The following is an 18290-nucleotide window of genomic DNA, read 5'->3' on the forward strand; positions in this document are numbered from 1 at the left end:
CCATTGCGTTGGCCGCGGCGTGCCCGCGGCGCGCGAAAAGAAAGTCGCGATTGTAACATATCGTCACAAGCGGCTTCCACCCGCCGCCGCGGACGCGGCGACGGGTGGGGAAAGCGGGATCAGGGCAGTTCGACGTAGCCCATCCGGCGCTGGATGATGCGGGTCTTGCGCGCCAGGCCCGGCGCGCCGCGATGCTCGTCGTAATAGCGCGGATTCGGCACCATCGCGGCCAGCTTGGCGGCCTGGGACGACGACAGGCGCGAGGCGCCGGTGCGGAAGTAATAGCGCGAGGCTGCCTCGGCGCCGAACACGCCGTTGCCCCACTCGATCACGTTCAGGTAGATCTCGTAGATGCGGCGCTTGTCCAGCACCGACTCCAGCATCACCGTGATCAACGCCTCCTCCAGCTTGCGCCACGGCGTCTTGCCGCTGGACAGGAACAGGTTCTTGGCCAGCTGCTGGCTGATGGTGGAGCCGCCGGCGACGATCTTGCCCTTCTTCAGGTTTTTCTCGAACGCCGCCTCGATGCCGTCCCAGTCGAAGCCTTCATGATCGACGAACTTGGCGTCCTCGGAGGCGATCAGCGCCCGTTTCAGATTCGGCGATATCTTGTCGTACGGCACCCACTTGTGGCGCAGCTCGGCCTCGGGGTCGTCCTGCTGCAGCCTGGCCAGCTGCTCGTTCATGAAGGAACTGGCGCCGGGATTGTGGTCGCGCCAGTAGACGATATGGCCGAGCACCCACAGGTTATACAGCAGAAAGGCGGCCACCAGGGCCGCCAGGATCTTGAACAGGATGCGCGTCATGCTCAGGCCAGCACTTCCCTCAGCATATTGGTCACCTTGCGCGTCTCCGGCTGCACGCCGCGCCAGATGGAGAACGACTCGGCCGCCTGCTCCACCAGCATGCCCAGGCCGTCGGCCAGCATGCCGGCGTTTTCGCCTTGGGCGCGCTGCAGGAACGGCGTCAGGCCGGCGCTGTACACCATGTCGTAGGCCAACGTGCGCGAGGTGAACACGCCGTGCGGCAGCGGCGGCATCTCGTTGTTCAGGCTGGTGGACGTGGCGTTGATGATGATGTCGAAGCTGCGGCCTTCCAGCGCCGCGTAGCCGACCGCCTCCACCTTGCCGTAGCGGGCGAAGTGATGGGCCAGCGCCTCGGCCTTGATCACGGTGCGGTTGACGATGGTCAGGCTGGCGGGCTTCTGCTCCAGAATCGGCTCCAGCACGCCGCGCACCGCGCCGCCGGCGCCCAGGATCAGCACGCGGCGGCCGGCGATCGGGTAATCCAGATTCTCCACAATGTCGCGCACCAGGCCGACGCCGTCGGTGTTGTCGCCGTACACCTTGCCGTCGCGGAAGGCCAGCGTGTTCACCGCCTCGGCCGCGCGCGCTCGCTCGGTCAGCTCGGACGCGTAGCGGAAGGCGTCGCCCTTGAACGGCAGCGTGATGTTCAGCCCCTTGCCGCCCTTGGCCACGAATTCGCCCACCACCTCGTTGAAGCGGCCGATGTCGGCGAACAGGCGCTCATAGCTGATGTCCTCTCCGGTGGCCCGGGCGAACTCCTCGTGGATGAACGGCGACTGGCTATGGGAGATCGGGTTGCCGATTACGGCGTAACGGTCGGTCATGTCCGGCTTTCCAAAATGCGATATGTTTTGTGCGGCCAAGACGCCGCCGACAAAGTCCCCCGGCGCGCCCTGAAACCGGGCGTGCGCCCATCGGGAATGCGCCGTACGGCGCATCGTGGCTTTGTCGACAGATCGAAGCTGCGGGTTCACCCCACACTTTGCCGCTTAACGCCGCAAACTTCAACCGCCTCGGACAAGGACTGCGCTCAGCCCTGCACCCAAGGCAGGCCGCGCCAGCGCCAGCCCCCGACCGAGTTGCGGTGGCCATCGCCGTCGCGGTCGCCCTCGAAGCCTTCCAGCACGTTGTACACCTCGCTGTAGCCGTTGTCCGCCGCCAGCCGCGCCACCTGGTCGGAACGGGCGCCGGAGCGGCAGATCACCAGCAGCACCGCCTCCGGGTCCACCTGATGGGTCAACTGGGCCAGAAAATTGGGATTCGGCTCCATGCCGGGATAGCTGCGCCATTCGATGTTCACCGCGCCGGGCACGGTGCCGACGAATTGCCACTCCGCATGGCTGCGCACATCCAGCAGCACCGCCTTGGGCAGGCCTTGCATCAATTCATAGGCCTCGTCGGGCAGCACCGCTCCGCTGTAGGACAGGTCCAACTGTTCGGCGCGCTGGTGCGCGGCCTCCAGAATCAGTTTCATTCTGCTCATCTGTTTTCCTCCTGCAACACTTCGGGCTTATGTTGGCGATTATCGACCCACCCGGCATGGCTGGCAAATTGCACCATATCGGTGCACTGTCTGGGACGAGGCACCAGATTGGTTCAAGTCTAGTCATTCCAGCCGGCTGGATAAGCCAAAGCGGCTATGACACAATGCAGCAGCAGCGTTTCAGAGGCTGGCACGCTTCCTGCTTACCGGGACGTACCAAAATTTTCACGCACTTGCCCTTGGGTGCACGTTGCCTTCCAGGAGATAAAACATGGCAGTAGCCGACGTAGTCAAACTGATCCAAGAAAACGACGTCAAATTTGTCGATCTGCGCTTTACCGACACCCGCGGCAAAGAACAGCACGTCTCCATCCCGGCGCATGTGCTGCTGGAAGACGCCGACGAGTGGTTCGAGCGCGGCCACGCCTTCGACGGCTCCTCCATCGCCGGCTGGAAAGGCATCCAGGCTTCCGACATGCTGCTGATGGCCGACCCGGCCACCGCCCGCCTCGACCCGTTCTTCGACGAGCCGACCGTGTTCATGCACTGCGACGTGATCGATCCGGCCGACGGCAAGGGCTACGACCGCGACCCGCGCTCCATCGCCAAGCGCGCCGAAGCCTACCTGAAGGCATCCGGCCACGGCGATACCGCCTACTTCGGCCCGGAGCCGGAATTCTTCATCTTCGACAGCATCACCTGGGGCGCCGACATGTCCGGCTGCTTCGTCAAGATCAAGGCAGAGGAAGCCGCATGGGCGTCCGCCGAGGAATTCGAAGGCGGCAACATGGGCCACCGTCCGGGCATCAAGGGCGGCTACTTCCCGGTGCCGCCGGTGGATTCGTCGCAGGACATCCGCTCCGCGATGGTGCTACTGCTGGAAGAGCTGGGCGTGCCGGTTGAAGTGCACCACCACGAAGTGGCCACCGCCGGCCAGAACGAGATCGGCACCAAGTTCAGCACGCTGACCCAGCGCGCCGACTGGACCCAGATCCTGAAGTACGTGGTGCACAACGTCGCCCATAGCTACGGCAAAACCGCCACCTTCATGCCCAAGCCCATCGTCGGCGACAACGGCTCCGGCATGCACGTCCACCAGTCCATCTGGAAAGACGGCAAGAACCTGTTCGCGGGCGAAGGCTACGCAGGCCTGTCCGACACCGCGCTGTACTACATCGGCGGCATCATCAAGCACGCCAAGGCGCTGAACGCGATCACCAACCCGGGCACCAACTCCTACAAGCGCCTGGTGCCGCACTACGAAGCGCCGGTGAAGCTGGCTTACTCCGCCAAGAACCGCTCCGCCTCGATCCGCATCCCGCACGTGGCCAGCCCCAAGGGCCGCCGCATCGAAGCGCGCTTCCCGGATCCGCTGGCCAACCCGTACCTGTGCTTCTCCGCGCTGCTGATGGCCGGCCTGGACGGCATCCAGAACAAGATCCACCCGGGCGACGCCGCGGACAAGAACCTGTACGACCTGCCGCCGGAAGAAGACAAGCTGATCCCGACCGTGTGCGCCAGCCTGGACGAAGCGCTGGCCGCGCTGGACAAGGACCGCGAGTTCCTGACCCGCGGCGGCGTGTTCTCCAACGAGTGGATCGACGCCTACATCGAACTGAAGATGCAGGAAGTCAACCTGGCCCGCATGACCACCCACCCGGTGGAATTCGCGATGTACTACTCGCTGTAAGCAGAAAACGCGTCAATCGGAACGGCAGCCCAGGCTGCCGTTTTTCTTGCTTTCGCATAAATGACGCGGCGGCCCGATTTGCTTATCATGCAAGGGCGATCCACACCCTGTATCCGGACGATGAAGACATTCGCACTCTGCCTGCTGCTGGCCTGCGGGGCGGCCCAGGCGGCCACCATCTACAAGTACGTCGACCCGCAAGGCAACGTCACCTACACCAATGTGCCGATCCGCGGCGCGCAGCCGATCAAGCTGAACCCGCTGTCCTCCTATCCCAGCCAGCGCGCCAAGAACAACGGCGCCTCCGCCGGCAAGCCGGCCGCGTCCGGCGGCTATCCCAATGTGGATGCCGATACCCAGAAACAGCGCGACGGCGGCCGCAAGAAGATACTGGAGCAGGAGCTGTCCAACGAAGCCAAGGCGCTGGACGCCGCCAAGAAGGCGCTGGCCGACGGCAAGGCAGTGCGGCTGGGAGACGAGGCCCGCAACTACCAGAAGTATCTGGACCGGGTGCAGAAACTGCAGAACGAAGTCACCGACCGCGAAAAGAACGTCCAGGCGCTGAAGAAGGAACTGGGCCTGCCATAGCCATTCGCACCATTATGGTGCACACTTGCGCAAGGACGCGCGTCCGCGCCCCGCGCCGCGGTCCTACGGGCTGGCGCGCTTATTGCTGCGTTCAGCGCGACACCACCATCCAAGCCATCCCATGACGATACCCAGCTTTGCCGGACTGGAGCTCCTGGACACCCCGGTGCTGATCTGCGACGCGGACGCCGCGCTGCGCTTCGTCAACCCCGCCTGCGAGAACCTGCTGGCGCTGGGCAGCCGCGAATTGCTGCGCCACGCGCTGCCCGACCTGTTCCAGCCCTGCCCCGAACTGCTCCAGGCGCTCGCCACCGCGCTCGGCCAGGGCGCCAGCTACATCGAGCATGACCTGGAGCTGAAGCCGCTGCACAACGACGCGGCGCTGCACGTGATGCTGTCGATCACGCCGATCGATGTCGAAGGCTGCCAGGCGCTGATCGAGCTCAGGCCGCTGGACCAGCAACTGAAGATCGCCAACGAAGAGCGCTCGCTGATGCAGCACCAGGCCAACCGCGAGCTGATCCGCAATCTGGCGCACGAAATCAAGAACCCGCTGGGCGGCATCCGCGGCGCGGCGCAGTTGCTGGAGCACGAGCTGGCCGACCGGCCGGAGCTGAAGGAATACACCGAGGTGATCACCGAGGAGGCGCTGCGGCTGCAGACGCTGGTGGACCGCCTGCTGGCGCCGCACCGCAGCCACAACCGCGGGCCGATCAACATCCACGAGGTGCTGGAGCGGGTGCGCAGCATCGCGCTGGCCCAGCATCCGCAGGGCCTCGCCGTGGTCCGCGACTACGACACCAGCCTGCCGCTGCTGTCCGCCGACAAGGAGCAGCTGATCCAGGTGGTGCTCAACATCGTCAACAACGCGGTGCAGGCGCTGCGCGGCCAGGGCCGCATCACGCTGCGCACCCGGGTGGCCCGGCAGATCACGCTGGCGCGCAAACGCCACCAGCTGGCACTGAAATTGCAGATCATCGACGACGGCCCCGGCATACCCGACGACATCCGCGACCACATCTTCTACCCGCTGGTCACCGGCCGCGCCGAAGGCACCGGCCTGGGACTGACGCTGGCCCAGGCCTTCGTCCATCAGCACGGCGGCAGCATAGAGTTCGACTCGCGGCCGGGCCAGACCTGCTTCACCGTGCTGCTGCCCTTCGGCGACGCAGCCGGATAACGACAAAAGAACACGAGGAGAAACGCCATGGCCAAGCCGGTCTGGATCATAGACGACGACAAGGCGATACGCTGGGTGCTGGAAAAGGCGCTGACCCGCGCCGGCATCGCCTTCGACAGCTTCGCCAGCGCCGACGACGCGCTCAACGCGCTGTACGACGACAAGCCGCAGGCCATCATTTCCGACATTCGCATGCCGGGCACCGACGGCCTGAAATTCCTGGCCAAGGTCAAGACCGAGCATCCGCAGCTGCCGGTGATCATCATGACCGCCCACTCCGACCTGGACTCCGCGGTGTCGGCCTTTCAGGGCGGAGCCTTCGAATACCTGCCCAAACCGTTCGACATCGACCAGGCGGTGCTGCTGATCGAGCGCGCGCTGGCCGAGAGCGAGGCGCAGGACGCCGGCGCAGATAGTCCGGAAGCGATGCCGGTGCTGCTGGGCCAGGCGCCGGCGATGCAGGACGTGTTCCGCGCCATCGGCCGGCTGGCCCAGTCCAACGTCACAGTGCTGATCACCGGCGAATCCGGCACCGGCAAAGAGCGGGTGGCCGAGGCGCTGCACCGCCACTCGGTGCGCGCCGGCAAGCCCTTCATCGCGCTCAACACCGCGGCGATACCGAAGGACCTGCTGGAGTCGGAGCTGTTCGGCCACGAGAAAGGCGCCTTCACCGGCGCGCTGGCCACGCGGCGCGGCCGCTTCGAGGAAGCCGAGGGCGGCACGCTGTTCCTGGACGAGATCGGCGACATGCCGACCGAGCTGCAGACGCGGCTGCTCAGAGTGCTGTCCGACGGCCACTTCTACCGCGTCGGCGGCCACACGCCGATCAAGGCCAATGTGCGGGTGATCGCCGCCACCCACCAGAATCTGGAACAGCGGGTGCGCGACGGCCAGTTTCGCGAAGACCTGTACCACCGCCTCAACGTGATCCGGCTGCGGCTGCCGCCGCTGCGCGAACGGCGCGAGGACATCCCGCTGCTGACCCGCCACTTCCTGGCTAAGAGCGCCTCCCAGCTGGGCGTGGAGTCCAAGCGCCTGTCCGAGGCGGCGATGGCGCTGATCCAGCGCAGCGCCTTCACCGGCAACGTGCGCGAGCTGGAAAACCTGTGCCAGTGGATCTGCGTGATGGCGCCGGGCCAAACCGTAGAAGTGGCCGACCTGCCGCCGGAACTGCGCGAGCCGCAAGCCGAGGCCGCGGCCTGCCCCGATGGCGACTGGAACCGGATGCTGGAGGAAGAAATCCGCCGCCGGCTGCGCGCCGGCGATGTCGGCATCGTCGACGAGCTGACCCGCCGCTTCGAAACCACCTGCATCCGCGCTAGCCTCGGCCATACCGGCGGCCGCCGGGTGGAAGCCGCCCACCTGTTGGGCTGGGGGCGCAACACGCTGACCCGCAAGATTCAGGAGCTGGGATTGGAGCGCGGCGGCTAGCACAGTCGATTGTTAATCAAACAACGATGAAACAATCAGCATATTTTCAATTAATTTTGATAAAATGGACAGACCTTTCCCCAGTCCGAATATCCGATGTCCCGTCTGCCCATCGTGCTGGCTTGTCTGTGCCCCCTGTCACTGTCCGCCGCGGAACCACTGCGCGTCGGCATCAGCGACGCGCTGACCAGCCCCTATATGATCGAAGACCCGGCGGCCGACAGCCCGCCCCGCGGCCGGGCCATCGACCTGGCTCGGAGCGCGCTGAGCCGCTGCGGACTGGACGCGCGCTTTCTGCGGCAGCCCGGCAAGCGCCTGGTGCAAAACCTGGAGCTGGATAGGCTGGATGGCGCGCTGCTGCTGTCCTACCAGCCTCCGCGCCGCGGCCTGATGGCCTATCCGATGCGCAACGGCCAGGCAGACCCGAGCCGCCGCATGGCCACCTTCGACTATGCCTTCTACATCCGCGACGACAGCGACCTGAGCTGGAACGGCGCCCGGCTGCGCGGCCTGGAAGGACCGGTCGGCATCAATCGCGGCTGGTCCATAGAAAGGGATCTGCGGGAGCTAGGCCTGCGGGTGGAAAACGGCAACGCCGTCAGCGACAACTTCGCCAAGCTGCAAGCGGGCCGCATCCAAGCCTACGCGGTTCATCGGCAAGCCGGCGACCTCTACCTGCGCCATCATCCGGAACTCAAGATCCGCCGGCTGTCGCCTCCCCTGCTCAGCAAAACCTATTACTGGGTGTTCAGCCGCGGCTACGCCCACCGCCACCCGCGACAGACCGAATGCCTGTGGCGGCAATTGCCGCGGCTGCGCGCGGCCTACCTGCCGGATAACGGCTAAGCGCCGCGGGCCAGCTCGCGCGCCCAATCCAGCCGGCCGTCGCCGGGCTCGCGGTCGCGAGCGTCCAGCGCCGCCTCCGGCACAAACCAGCACACTTCGAACAACAAGCCGTCCGGGTCATGGCCGTACACGCTCTTGTGCACACCGTGGTCTTCTTCCATTCCCAGCTTGCCGATCTCGGCCAGATGGTCGCGTATCCGCTTCAGCTCCTGGATGGTGTCCACCTCCCAGGCCAGGTGGTACAGGCCGGCCCTGGGCTGATGGGGCGCCGGCGTCACGCCGCTCGGACTGAAAGGGCCCGAACGCTGCTGGCCCAGATTGAGCTGGAACAGCGCCAGGTCATGGTCGTTGTCGGAGTGCGCGGCCTGCGCGAACACCGCGCGGCGGGAAGCGGCGTCGCCCTTGGGGCGAAAGCCCAGCACATCGCGGTAAAAAGCCGCGCTGTCCGCCACATCGCTGACATAAAGCACGGCATGGTTGAGTCGTTTGATGCCCATCTGTCACCTGAATTCTGGATTGAAAAAGCCCGGCGCGGTCCAAGCCATGCCGCGCGGCATGCATACGAAATCCCGCCGGCCGCGTTGAAGTCAATCATGCCACGATATGGCCGATGGCCGTACACTGGCCCCATCCACTTTTGCAGGAGTCTCCCAATCATGAACACGCGCCGCGCTGGATACGGCTTCTCTCTGGGCACGCTGATCGCGGTCGCCCTGTCATGGTCGGCCAATCATTCCATTCTGTGGGCGATCATTCACGGCTTCCTGAGCTGGCTGTACATCGCCTACTACCTGCTGACCCACACGCTGCGCTGAACCAGCCTGCCGAGGCGCAGGCCTCCGCGCTTCCGCGCGGCGCTCAGGGCAGCGCTTCGTACACCTCGGCCAGCACCCTGCCATCCTCGCCCAGCATGCAATGGCTGCGCCCGTAATGCCCGTCGCAGCAGCGGCGGTAGGCGATGGCGCCGCTGGCGGCGAACAGCCCGGGCAAGGCGAAATACTGTCGGCCGGAGAACGATGGGCGGATGCCCGCCCGCGCCAGTATGCTGCCGAACGGCAGGTCCGACTCCACCAGTTGCCGCTTCAGCCGCGGCTCGAAAGCCAGCAGTTCTATCTTGATCCAGGCCGCCACATGGCAGTGCTGCCGCTCGTCCAGCAGCAGGATGCTGCGCTCCAGCCGGCGCGCGTCGTGGCGCTGCCACAACCGGCGGATGCGCAGCGAGCAACCACGGCTGGCTTGCAGCGCGCCGGTCATGTATCCATGGTGGACCAGCGCCTCGCGGCTGCAGGCGCAGATCTCCTCCGGCGCCACCGGCCACGCCTCCCGCCAGGGAATCTCGATGGCCGGCCGCGCCGGCCCGGCGCCCAGCAAGGGCGGCGGGAGACGGACCACCCCGGCACCGGCCTGATGCAGCCTCACAGGCTGGTGACCATGTGCGAGGAGCAGACCGCGACGATATCGCCGTCCACGCCGCGGCCGCGCAGCATGCGCGCGGCGGCGATGGCCGCGCCGGACGACGGCCCCACCGGCTCGCCGCAGGCGGCCAGCGCCTCGCGCGCCGCGCTCCAGGCCAGCTCCGACGCCACCGGCACGATGCCGGCCACCGCCTCGCGCCGGAACAGCCGCGTCGGCGCCGGCGGCGCCAGGCCCGGGATATTGTGCGGCCGCCACGGCTCGCCAGACAGCACCGCCGCCTCCGCCGGCTCCACCGCGTAGACCGGCACCCCGGCCGGCGCCAGCGCTTCGGCGATGCCCATCAGCGACGCGCAGGTGCCGGCCGACACCGTCACTGCCGTCAGCCCTGGCGCCTGACGCAGCAGCTCCTCCCCTACCTCCCGGTAATGGCCGATCAATTCCGTGTCGCTCAATTGCTCGACCACATGACTGCCCGGCATGCCGCGATGGGCGTCCAGCAGCTCCTGCAGCTGCGGATGCGGACGGCGCTCCACCTCGGCCCCCAGCCAGCGCGCGTAATTGACCACGCTGTCCGGCGCGCTGTCCGGCATCAGCAGCAGCGCCTTGCAGCCTATCTGGCTCGCCGCCCAGGCGACGCTGACCCCAGCGCTGCCGGCGGTCATGATCACCAGCGTCGCGTCGCGGCTTATCCGGCCGGCGCGCGCGCGTTCGAGCAGCGTCGTCGGCAACGAGCGGTGCTTGATCGACAGCGAAGGGTTCAGGTATTCGAGTTTCAGGCTCAAGCCGGACAGCAGGCCCGGCGCCGGCAGCAATGGCGTCATGGGAAATCCCTCACAGATAAGCATGGACGGGCAGCGGCAGATCGATGAAGCGCGGCACCTTGACGCCGTTGCCGCTGGCCATCTTGTCCTGCTTCAGCTTCTGGATCAGATCGGACGGCACCAGGCGCAGGCTGGGCGCCACCGCCAGCCGCTGCAGCAGCATCTCGCCCACCCGGCGGACGATGTCCGCGCCACCTCCCGACTCGGCGGACAGCCACACCTCCACCCGCTGGCCGCCCTGATCATCCGGACAGCGCACCACCAGTTCATTGCTTATCCCGTCCACCCGGCCCAGCACGTCGAAGATCAGGTCCGGGTAAACGGTCTGGCCCTGGATCTTCAGCTGGTGGTCGACCCGGCCGATGATGGCGCCCAGCCGCGGACTGCGGCGGCCGCAGTCGCAGGGGCTGTCGTCCAGCCAGCTGGCGATGTCGCCGGTGCCGTAGCGCACCGCGATGAAGCCCCGCGGCAGGGTCAGCGAGGTGACCACCACTTCGCCGGGCTGGCCCGGCGCGGCCGGCAGCCCGGTTTCGGGATCGATCAGCTCGACGTGGACCGCGTCGTCGTTGATGTGGAAGCCGCGATGCTGAAGGCACTCGTGGCCGACCGAGCCCAGCTCGCTGCAGCCGTATTCGTTGAGCGCGTCCTTCAGCCCCCACAGCTCCATCACCTTCTGCGCCACCGGCGTCGGCCGGTTGTCGGCGTCGAAAGCGCCGCAGGCGCCGAAATAGGCGTAGTCCGGCAAGCACTCCGGCGCCGGAAAGTCCGCGCCCATGGTCTGCGCCAGCTCCAGCATCACCACCGGATTGCCGACCACGAAAGCCGGCTGGTGGTAATGCACCACGTCCAGAATGCGCCGCGTGCGCTGCGGCGAGCAGCGGAACGGCCCCAGCCCCACTTTCTTGGCCGCCTGCAGCACCAGCGGCCCCAGCGTGAACATGTCGTTGTTGCTGAGCAGGTGCAGCATGCGGTCGCCGGGCTTCGCGCCCAGCTCGGTCAGCACCCGCGCCACGCAATCCACCCACACCATCTCTTGCAGCCGATGCACCGGCAGTTCCACCGGCCGGCCGGTGGTCCCGGAAGAGCTGACGACGTCGGTGAAGTCGCCGTACTCCATCAATTCGTCCCAGTGATTGGACAGATCCTGCTTGCGGATCACCGGCACCCGGTGATACTCGCCGTCGCGCAGCCATTGCATGATCTGGCCGCGCTCCGCGCCCCAATGGCGCGGATAGAACGGACGCAGCGACGCCTGCTCGACGACGCGAGCAATCCTTGCTACAGGCAACATGGTTTGTTTCCTCGTTGAACTTGCAATCAGACGCCGGCCCACAGGCCGGCCACGACGCCGCAGCGGCCGCTAAGTCATGGCGGGCCCCAGGCGGCTGTTCAGATAGCGCTCGCTGACGCGGCGCAGCGGCGTCGGCACGCAGGCCAGCCACTGGTTGAAATGGACGCCCAGCAGGGTATTGTTGCCGGCCCGGCTGGCCACTGCCTCGGCCAGCGTGGAAAACCGGGGGTTGTCCGACGCGAGGTTTCCCGGCTCGGCCTGGGAGAACGCATCGCCGCGGCCATTCCAATCGCAGACCGCGCCCTGCCCCAGGCCGAATCCGCGCTCCAGACCGGCCGCGCGCAAGCGCGCCCGCTGCTGGCGAAAGCCCGAGCGGTCGAAGATATAGCTGTCGATATTGAGCCTCTGGCCGCCCAGCCCGACCTGGGTGACTGCGTGGAACAGCTTGGGCGGCAGGCAGAACAGCACCGGGGCCGGCACCGCGTGGCGCAGGATGCGCTTGTCCAAGGCGACGAAGCGCAGGCCGGCCTCGAAACCGGCGCCGCGCAGCAGCGCGCACAGCAGGTCGGCCTGGGCGTTGCAATGCCCCCGCCCCAGGATAAGCGTCTGCTCCGGCGTCACGCTTTCGAAACCGGTGGTGAAGCCGAAACGCACCTGATCGCGCACATAGTCGTGCAGGGCGACGCAGTACTCGCGGTCGTCGGCCGGCAGAGCCTGGCGCCGCACCGTCTCCAGCACGCTAGCTATCGTCTTCCCGTTCATGCCCAAGCCCTCCTTCCGATGGCGACGGCGCGCCGCTTGAGCAGCAAGGCCGCGGCGGCCAGCAACGCGGGCAAAGACAGCAGGACGAAGAACAGCGGCAGGCTCAAGTGGAGCTTCAGCAGCGTCGCGCCCAGCAAGGCGCCGGCGATGCCGCCGAAGCGGCCTATCCCCATCATCCACGCCACGCCGCTGGCCCGGCCCGCGGTCGGATAGTAAGCCGCCGCCAGCGACGGCATCGACGCCTGCGCGCCGTTCATCGCGATGCCGGCCAGACAGATGGTCAGCGCCAGCAGGCCGTGGTTGTCCAGCGCCTGGCCGATGCAGAACACCAGCGCGCCGGTCAGCAGATAGGCCAGCGCCAGCACCCGGTGCGCGTCGTAGCGGTCCATCAGCCAGCCGGTCAGCGTGCTGCCCAGCAGGCCGCCGAACGGGAACAGCGCGGTCAGCAGCGCCGCCTGCCGCAAATCCATGCCGCTGTCGCTGATCAGGATGGGCAGCCAGCTGGTCAGCAGATAGAAGATCAGCAGACCCATGAAATAGGCCGCCGCCAACAGCAGCGTGCCGGTCCGGTAATCGGCGGACCAGACCAGCCGCAATCCCGGCGTCTTGTTCTCCTCCCGCACGACCAGCTTGTCGCCATCGCCCAGCGGCGCGTTCGGCAGCAGCCGCTTCAGGATGCGGCGGGCTTCGCCGTCGCCGCCGCGCAGCAGCAGGAAGCGCAGCGACTCCGGCAGCAACAGCCACATCGCCGGCAGCAGCAACAAGGGCGCGACGCCGCCCAGCAGCAGCACGCTGCGCCAGCCTGAGTGCGGCACCAGCCACGAAGCCAGCAGCCCGCCGCAGGCCGCGCCCAGCGGAAAGCCGCAGAACATGGCGCTGACGATGAAGGCCCGCCGCGGCTCCGGAGAATACTCGGACATCAGCGTCACCGCGTTGGCCATCGCCGCCCCCAGCCCTAGGCCGGTGGCGAAGCGCAGCCAGGCCAGCGCCGACAGGTCGGCGGCGCCGGCCGCCGCGACGCTCATCGCGCCGAACAGCGACACTGCCCCCAGCAGCACGCGCTTGCGGCCGATCCGGTCGGCCAGCGGCCCCGCCAGCAGCGCGCCGGCGGCCAGCCCCCACAGCGCGGCGCTCATCACCGGCCCCAGCTGGGTGCGCGCCACGCCCCAGTCGCGGATCACCGCCGGCGCGATATAGCCGATGGCGGCGGTATCGAAGCCGTCGCACAGCACGATCAGGAAGCAGAGGATCAGGATGCGCCATTGCCGCGCGGAAAAGCGCTCGCGATTGATCAATTCGCCGACATCCAGTTGCCTGGCCGACATCGATTCCTCTCCCATATAATTTTAATTCATAAAAATATATTGATTTCAAATATATGGTGCGCAACAATGCCCGCCGAAGTCAAACGAAATATTCATTTTGGGAATAAGTTAATTGTTTATTTCCTTATGTCATTGATGTCGATCAAACCATAACTCAACCAGGACGCGGCCTCCCGCGCAGCTCCGCCATGTCGCCAACAGGAAACAGACCATTTGAAAACCATATCGGCATCCTGGCTTTCCCTGAGCCGCGGCGAGCCGAGCTGAAACCCATCGCCCTGGTCCGCGACGGCGAATGCCTGGGCCTGAGCCTGGATCTTGCCCGCCATCCGCTGGCCGATTGGCTGTCGCGGCAGCGCCACAGCGGCTGGCTGCTGGAGTCGATGCTGCCCGAGATCCGCACGCTGGCGATGCTGCTGGCCGCCCGACGCCCGCGCGTCAGGCCGACGCCGGCCCGCCTGAGCGACGAGGCAGACTGGCTGGCCGCCCGCATCTATCTGCTGCGGCTGGAGAAAGTGGAAATGGCGGAAGCGGAAAAAGACATCCTGGCGCGAGCCAACGATAGGCTGCGCGAACTGTGCGGCGCCGGCGCGCCCGCGGCGGCGGCCTGCCCGGCCTCTTCTCCCCAGCCGGCGTGGCTGCTGGCCGGCTGGGCGCCGTTCCAGCAAGCGGTGCGGGACATCGGCGGCGCCGCCGCGATGGCGTCCAACAGCCGCCGGCTGCGCCCGCAATGCCGGCAACGGCTGGACGCCTTGCTGCCCATGCTGCGGACCGAAGCCGGCCGCTCAGGCCTCCAGCCGCGATAGGCCGGGCAGGGTCGCGAAGCTGCTATCCCGCACCGTCTGCACAAAGTCCTGCATATAGGCGCGATCGGCGTCGTCCTCGCGCAGCGCCGCGTACAACTCGCTGCGCAGCTTCTCCTCCCCCACCTGGCGGGCCACCACATAGCCGCGCTCCAGATAAGGCTGCACCGCCCAGTACGGCAGCACCGCCACACCGCGCCGGCTGGCCACCAGCTGGATGATGGCGATGGTCAGCTCGGCGGTGCGCCGCGCGGGATTGACGCCGGCGGGCAGCAGCAGCTTGCGCAGCAGGTCCAGCATCTCGTCGGCCACCGGATAGTGGATCAGCGTCTCGGCGGCGAAATCCTCCGCCTTCCACGCCGTTTTCGCCGCCAATGGATGCTCGCGCGCGGCGATGCCTACCATCTCATAGGAAAACAGCGGCAGATGGACCACCCCGGCCTGCGGCTCCGCCTCGGACACGATGGCGAGATCGGCGCGGTCGCTGAGCAGCAGGCCGACAGGATCGGCGTGAAAACCGGACACGATGTCCAGCTCCACCGCCGGCCAGTTGCGCCGGAACCGGTCCATCGCCGGCATCAGCCAGTCGAAGCAGGTATGGCACTCCACCGCCACCCTCACCTCGCCCGCCTCGCCCTGGCGGATGCGCGCCAGGTCGCGCTCCGCCGCCGCCACCTGGGCCAGCAGCTCGCGCGCCAGCCTGAGCAGCCGCTCGCCGGCCGGCGTGAAACGCAAGGGCTGGGTCTTGCGCTCGAACAGCGTCAGGCCATAGGCGGCCTCCAGCTGCTTGAGCTGATGCGACAGCGCCGATTGCGTCAGGAATACCCGCTGCGCCGCCTGCGACACGCTGCCGGTTTCGGCCAATGCCAGCAGACTCTTCAAATGCCTCAGTTCCAGCACGCTCATCATCGATTTCATTCATGTTGAACAGCAAAATAATGAGTTTGAATCATACACCGCAATGACAGATGCTTGTTCCATCACGACAAAACAAAACAGGAACGCACGCATGAGCCACCCCACCCACCTGCTTGGCTTCCCCCGCGTCGGCGCCAAGCGCGAACTGAAAACCCTGCTGGAAAACCATTGGCAGGGCGAGCTGGACGAAGCCTCGCTGCTGCAGGGCGCGAAGGAGCTGCGCCAGAAGCACTGGCTGCTGCAGAAAGGCGCCGGTGTCGAGCTGAGCCCGGTCGGCGATTTCTCGCTGTACGACCACGTGCTGGACGCCCAGCTTCTGGTCGGCGCCGCGCCGCCGCGCTTCGGCTTCGACGCGGCTACGCTCACCACCGCGCAATATTTCGAACTGGCGCGCGGCAACGCCGCCCAGCCGGCGCTGGAAATGACCAAGTGGTTCGACACCAACTACCACTACCTGGTGCCGGAATGGCGAGCCGACACCGCCTTCGCCGCGCAGCCCGAGCGTCTGCTGTCCCAGATCCGCGAAGCGCGCGCGCTGGGCGTGGCCGCCAAGCCGGCGCTGCTGGGGCCGCTCAGCCTGCTGTGGCTGGGCAAGGCCAAAGGCGAGCCTTTCGACAAGCTGTCGCTGCTGCCCGGCCTGGTGGCCGCCTACCGCGAACTGCTGGCAGCGCTGCGCGCCGCCGGCGCGGAATGGGCGCAGATCGACGAACCCATCCTGGCTCTGGATCTAGAGCCGGAATGGCAGGACGCCTTCGCGCCGGCCTACGCGCAATTGAGCCCGTCCGCGCCCAAGCTGCTGCTGGCCACTTACTTCGGCGACGTGTCCGCGCACGCAGCGCTGCTGAAGTCGCTGCCGGTGGCCGGCCTGCACCTTGACCTGATCCGGGCACCGGAGCAGATTTCCGCCTTCCTGCCCGACTATCCGGCCGACAAGGTGCTGTCCGCGGGCATCATAGACGGCCGCAACATCTGGCGCGCCGACCTGTCCGCCCTGCTCGCCCGCCTGCGGCCGCTGGCGGAAACATTGGGAAACCGGCTGTGGCTGGCCCCCAGCTGCTCGCTGCTGCACAGTCCTTTCGACGCCGCCGCGGAAACCGCGCTCGATCCCGAATTGAAAACCTGGCTGGCTTTCGCCGTGCAGAAGCTGAACGAGCTGAAAACGCTGAAACGCGGGCTGGAGGAAGGACGCGCCGCCGTCTCGGACGAGCTGGCCGGCAGCGATTTCGCCCGCTCGCAGCGCCAAACCAGCCCGCGCATCCACAACCCGGCGGTGGCCGAGCGGCTGGCGGCGCTGCCGGCGAACGCCGACCGCCGCGCCAGCGCCTACCCGGTCCGCGCCAAACGGCAACAAGCCTGGCTCAAACTGCCGCCTTTGCCCACCACCACCATCGGCTCCTTCCCGCAGACGCCGGCCATCCGCGCCAGCCGCGCCGCGTTCAAGAAGGGAGAGCTGTCCGCCGCCGACTACCGGCAAGCGATGGAGCAGGAAATCGAGCTGGCGATCCGCCGCCAGGAGGTGCTGGGGCTGGACGTGCTGGTGCACGGCGAAGCCGAGCGCAACGACATGGTGGAATACTTCGGCGAACAGCTGACCGGCTTCGCCTTCACCGCCGGCGGCTGGGTGCAAAGCTACGGCAGCCGCTGCGTGAAGCCGCCCATCATCTTCGGCGACGTCGGCCGCCCAGCTCCGATGACCGTAGACTGGGCGCGCTACGCGCAAAGCCTGACCGCCAAGCCGGTGAAGGGCATGCTGACCGGCCCGGTCACCATCCTGCAGTGGAGCTTCGTCCGCGACGATCTGCCCAGAAGCGCAGTCTGCCGCCAGATCGCGCTGGCGCTGAACGACGAGGTGCGGGATCTCGAGGCCGCCGGCATCCGCGTGATCCAGATCGACGAACCGGCGATACGCGAAGGCCTGCCGCTGAAGCGCGCCGACCGCGAAGGCTACCTGGCCTGGGCCGGCGAGGCATTCCGCCTGTCCAGCCGCGGCGTAGACGACGCGACGCAGATCCACACCCATATGTGCTACTCGGAATTCGGCGACATCCTGCCGGCCATCGCCGCCTTGGACGCCGACGTGATCACCATCGAAACCTCGCGCTCCGACATGGAGCTGCTGACGGACTTCGGCCGCTTCCGCTATCCCAATGCCATCGGCCCCGGCGTCTACGACATCCACAGTCCGCGCGTGCCGTCCGCCAGCGAAATCCGGACTTTGCTGGACAAGGCGCTGAAGGTGATTCCGGCCGAGAGGCTGTGGGTGAATCCGGACTGCGGCCTGAAAACCCGCGGCTGGCCGGAGGTGGATGCCGCGCTGGCGGCGATGGTGCAGGTCAGCCTGGAGTTGAGGGAACAGCTGGCGCAAACCGCGTAGGCCGCGGCGCGAAAGACGACGCCCCGGCAATGCGGGGCGTCGGACAGGGACAGGGGGAAGGTTCGGGGTTCACGGCTCGAGCATCCCCGGCGTCAGCATCAGCTTCAGCCTGACCTGCTCATAACCGCCGCGCTCGCGGCGATTCAGCCACCATACCGAGCCCTTCTTCACGCTCCACATCTGCTGCTGCTCCGACAGTAGCCGCGCCGCCAGCCAGCCGATATAGGGCTGATGGCCGGCCACCACCACCGTGCGCCCCGCCTCGGGCCAGCCCACTGCCTGCAATACCTCGTCCACGTCCGCGCCGGGGTTCAGCTCCGGCATCACCTCGTAGCTCTTGGCCAGATAGGCGGCCGTCTGCTGCGAGCGCTTCGCTTCCGACGCCAGCAGCAGGTAATCGTCCGGCAGCCTGTCGCGCAGCCAGGACGCCATCCGGCTGGCCTGCTGCTGTCCGCGCCGGGTCAGCGCGCGCGCCAGATCGTCGATGCCGTCCTCGGCCTCGGCGTGGCGCCACAAAATCAGATCCATGTCGTTCTCCTTATGACTGCGCGCCGGT

The 18290-nt window shown here is 67.0% G+C and carries 19 protein-coding genes; 8 read left to right on the plus strand and 11 right to left on the minus strand.

Going from position 1 to position 18290, the window contains the following annotated elements; genetic code table 11:
- Positions 1 to 119 precede the first annotated feature (119 nt).
- The 3 genes from mtgA to VA599_RS03155 form a co-directional block, all read right to left on the minus strand.
- The gene (gene mtgA / locus VA599_RS03145; protein WP_346787652.1) at positions 120 to 806 is read right to left on the minus strand and encodes a monofunctional biosynthetic peptidoglycan transglycosylase; all 687 of its coding nucleotides are present in this window, start codon (positions 804 to 806) and stop codon (positions 120 to 122) included.
- A gap of 2 nt (positions 807 to 808) precedes the next feature.
- Positions 809 to 1630 carry a shikimate dehydrogenase gene (gene aroE / locus VA599_RS03150; protein WP_021479020.1) on the minus strand — a complete coding sequence of 274 codons (822 nt, stop codon included), beginning with the start codon at positions 1628 to 1630 and terminating at the stop codon, positions 809 to 811.
- Between the two features lie 206 nt (positions 1631 to 1836).
- Entirely contained in the window at positions 1837 to 2289 is a 453-nt protein-coding gene (locus tag VA599_RS03155; protein ID WP_031296983.1) for a rhodanese-like domain-containing protein, read from the minus strand.
- A 271-nt stretch (positions 2290 to 2560) separates the two neighbouring features.
- Here VA599_RS03155 and glnA point away from each other — a divergent pair, with 271 nt between their 5' ends.
- From glnA to VA599_RS03180, 5 genes are all read left to right on the plus strand, one after another.
- Positions 2561 to 3979 carry a type I glutamate--ammonia ligase gene (gene glnA / locus VA599_RS03160; RefSeq protein ID WP_021479022.1) on the plus strand — a complete coding sequence of 473 codons (1419 nt, stop codon included), beginning with the start codon at positions 2561 to 2563 and terminating at the stop codon, positions 3977 to 3979.
- Between the two features lie 120 nt (positions 3980 to 4099).
- Positions 4100 to 4567, plus strand: a complete 468-nt coding sequence (locus tag VA599_RS03165; RefSeq protein ID WP_021479023.1) for a DUF4124 domain-containing protein — start codon at positions 4100 to 4102, stop codon at positions 4565 to 4567.
- Between the two features lie 121 nt (positions 4568 to 4688).
- Positions 4689 to 5747 (plus strand): nitrogen regulation protein NR(II), encoded by a 1059-nt coding sequence (gene glnL / locus VA599_RS03170; protein WP_021479024.1) that lies wholly within the window; start codon positions 4689 to 4691, stop codon positions 5745 to 5747.
- A gap of 27 nt (positions 5748 to 5774) precedes the next feature.
- Positions 5775 to 7178 (plus strand): nitrogen regulation protein NR(I), encoded by a 1404-nt coding sequence (ntrC, locus tag VA599_RS03175; protein WP_104947915.1) that lies wholly within the window; start codon positions 5775 to 5777, stop codon positions 7176 to 7178.
- A 96-nt stretch (positions 7179 to 7274) separates the two neighbouring features.
- Complete coding sequence (locus VA599_RS03180) at positions 7275 to 8024, plus strand: substrate-binding periplasmic protein (protein ID WP_104947916.1); 750 nt, start codon at positions 7275 to 7277, stop codon at positions 8022 to 8024.
- Here VA599_RS03180 and VA599_RS03185 read toward each other — a convergent pair.
- Positions 8021 to 8521, minus strand: coding sequence for a VOC family protein (locus VA599_RS03185; protein WP_346787653.1), 501 nt, complete (start codon positions 8519 to 8521; stop codon positions 8021 to 8023). The two genes, VA599_RS03180 and VA599_RS03185, sit on opposite strands and share 4 nt — an antisense overlap.
- A 159-nt stretch (positions 8522 to 8680) precedes the next feature.
- On the opposite strand from VA599_RS03185, the gene VA599_RS03190 reads away from it, so the two are divergent.
- Positions 8681 to 8839, plus strand: coding sequence for a hypothetical protein (locus VA599_RS03190; protein WP_021479028.1), 159 nt, complete (start codon positions 8681 to 8683; stop codon positions 8837 to 8839).
- A 43-nt stretch (positions 8840 to 8882) separates the two neighbouring features.
- Here the strand turns inward: VA599_RS03190 and VA599_RS03195 are convergent, their stop codons facing one another.
- The 5 genes from VA599_RS03195 to VA599_RS03215 form a co-directional block, all read right to left on the minus strand.
- Positions 8883 to 9416, minus strand: coding sequence for a hypothetical protein (locus tag VA599_RS03195; RefSeq protein ID WP_346787654.1), 534 nt, complete (start codon positions 9414 to 9416; stop codon positions 8883 to 8885).
- Positions 9417 to 9439: 23 nt separating this feature from the next.
- A complete protein-coding gene (locus tag VA599_RS03200; RefSeq protein WP_346787655.1) occupies positions 9440 to 10261 on the minus strand; it encodes a pyridoxal-phosphate dependent enzyme in 822 nt (273 codons plus the stop codon).
- Positions 10262 to 10271: 10 nt separating this feature from the next.
- Positions 10272 to 11552 (minus strand): phenylacetate--CoA ligase family protein, encoded by a 1281-nt coding sequence (locus tag VA599_RS03205; RefSeq protein ID WP_346787656.1) that lies wholly within the window; start codon positions 11550 to 11552, stop codon positions 10272 to 10274.
- A gap of 69 nt (positions 11553 to 11621) precedes the next feature.
- Positions 11622 to 12314, minus strand: coding sequence for a transglutaminase-like domain-containing protein (locus VA599_RS03210; protein ID WP_346787657.1), 693 nt, complete (start codon positions 12312 to 12314; stop codon positions 11622 to 11624).
- Positions 12311 to 13639 carry an MFS transporter gene (locus tag VA599_RS03215; RefSeq protein ID WP_346787658.1) on the minus strand — a complete coding sequence of 443 codons (1329 nt, stop codon included), beginning with the start codon at positions 13637 to 13639 and terminating at the stop codon, positions 12311 to 12313. Before VA599_RS03215 ends, VA599_RS03210 begins: the two co-directional genes overlap by 4 nt.
- A 188-nt stretch (positions 13640 to 13827) precedes the next feature.
- Here VA599_RS03215 and VA599_RS03220 point away from each other — a divergent pair, with 188 nt between their 5' ends.
- On the plus strand, positions 13828 to 14445 hold the full coding sequence (locus VA599_RS03220; RefSeq protein ID WP_021476629.1) for a hypothetical protein: 618 nt from the start codon (positions 13828 to 13830) through the stop codon (positions 14443 to 14445).
- On the opposite strand, the gene VA599_RS03225 is transcribed toward VA599_RS03220, so the two are convergent.
- Positions 14425 to 15351: a LysR family transcriptional regulator gene (locus VA599_RS03225; protein ID WP_031296237.1), complete on the minus strand. Its 927-nt coding sequence runs from the start codon at positions 15349 to 15351 to the stop codon at positions 14425 to 14427. The genes VA599_RS03220 and VA599_RS03225 overlap by 21 nt on opposite strands.
- 100 nt (positions 15352 to 15451) lie before the next feature.
- Between VA599_RS03225 and metE the strand changes: the two genes are divergently transcribed.
- Positions 15452 to 17734, plus strand: a complete 2283-nt coding sequence (gene metE / locus VA599_RS03230) for a 5-methyltetrahydropteroyltriglutamate--homocysteine S-methyltransferase (RefSeq protein WP_346787659.1) — start codon at positions 15452 to 15454, stop codon at positions 17732 to 17734.
- A gap of 69 nt (positions 17735 to 17803) precedes the next feature.
- On the opposite strand, the gene VA599_RS03235 is transcribed toward metE, so the two are convergent.
- On the minus strand, positions 17804 to 18262 hold the full coding sequence (locus VA599_RS03235) for a SixA phosphatase family protein (RefSeq protein WP_021476632.1): 459 nt from the start codon (positions 18260 to 18262) through the stop codon (positions 17804 to 17806).
- Positions 18263 to 18290: the final 28 nt, after the last annotated feature.

The sequence above is a fragment of the Chromobacterium indicum genome (assembly GCF_039708975.1).
Lineage (GTDB): Bacteria > Pseudomonadota > Gammaproteobacteria > Burkholderiales > Chromobacteriaceae > Chromobacterium > Chromobacterium piscinae.

Coding starts and splice junctions, on each gene's coding strand:
- aroE (WP_021479020.1), bottom strand. CDS start 1,630: ATGACCGACCGTTACGCCGTAATCGGCAACCCGATCTCCCATAGCCAG.
- VA599_RS03190 (WP_021479028.1), top strand. CDS start 8,681: ATGAACACGCGCCGCGCTGGATACGGCTTCTCTCTGGGCACGCTGATC.
- VA599_RS03215 (WP_346787658.1), bottom strand. CDS start 13,639: ATGTCGGCCAGGCAACTGGATGTCGGCGAATTGATCAATCGCGAGCGC.
- metE (WP_346787659.1), top strand. CDS start 15,452: ATGAGCCACCCCACCCACCTGCTTGGCTTCCCCCGCGTCGGCGCCAAG.
- glnA (WP_021479022.1), top strand. CDS start 2,561: ATGGCAGTAGCCGACGTAGTCAAACTGATCCAAGAAAACGACGTCAAA.
- VA599_RS03210 (WP_346787657.1), bottom strand. CDS start 12,314: ATGAACGGGAAGACGATAGCTAGCGTGCTGGAGACGGTGCGGCGCCAG.
- ntrC (WP_104947915.1), top strand. CDS start 5,775: ATGGCCAAGCCGGTCTGGATCATAGACGACGACAAGGCGATACGCTGG.
- VA599_RS03235 (WP_021476632.1), bottom strand. CDS start 18,262: ATGGATCTGATTTTGTGGCGCCACGCCGAGGCCGAGGACGGCATCGAC.
- VA599_RS03225 (WP_031296237.1), bottom strand. CDS start 15,351: ATGATGAGCGTGCTGGAACTGAGGCATTTGAAGAGTCTGCTGGCATTG.
- VA599_RS03205 (WP_346787656.1), bottom strand. CDS start 11,552: ATGTTGCCTGTAGCAAGGATTGCTCGCGTCGTCGAGCAGGCGTCGCTG.
- mtgA (WP_346787652.1), bottom strand. CDS start 806: ATGACGCGCATCCTGTTCAAGATCCTGGCGGCCCTGGTGGCCGCCTTT.
- VA599_RS03200 (WP_346787655.1), bottom strand. CDS start 10,261: ATGACGCCATTGCTGCCGGCGCCGGGCCTGCTGTCCGGCTTGAGCCTG.
- VA599_RS03220 (WP_021476629.1), top strand. CDS start 13,828: ATGTCGCCAACAGGAAACAGACCATTTGAAAACCATATCGGCATCCTG.
- VA599_RS03185 (WP_346787653.1), bottom strand. CDS start 8,521: ATGGGCATCAAACGACTCAACCATGCCGTGCTTTATGTCAGCGATGTG.
- VA599_RS03180 (WP_104947916.1), top strand. CDS start 7,275: ATGTCCCGTCTGCCCATCGTGCTGGCTTGTCTGTGCCCCCTGTCACTG.
- VA599_RS03155 (WP_031296983.1), bottom strand. CDS start 2,289: ATGAGCAGAATGAAACTGATTCTGGAGGCCGCGCACCAGCGCGCCGAA.
- glnL (WP_021479024.1), top strand. CDS start 4,689: ATGACGATACCCAGCTTTGCCGGACTGGAGCTCCTGGACACCCCGGTG.
- VA599_RS03165 (WP_021479023.1), top strand. CDS start 4,100: ATGAAGACATTCGCACTCTGCCTGCTGCTGGCCTGCGGGGCGGCCCAG.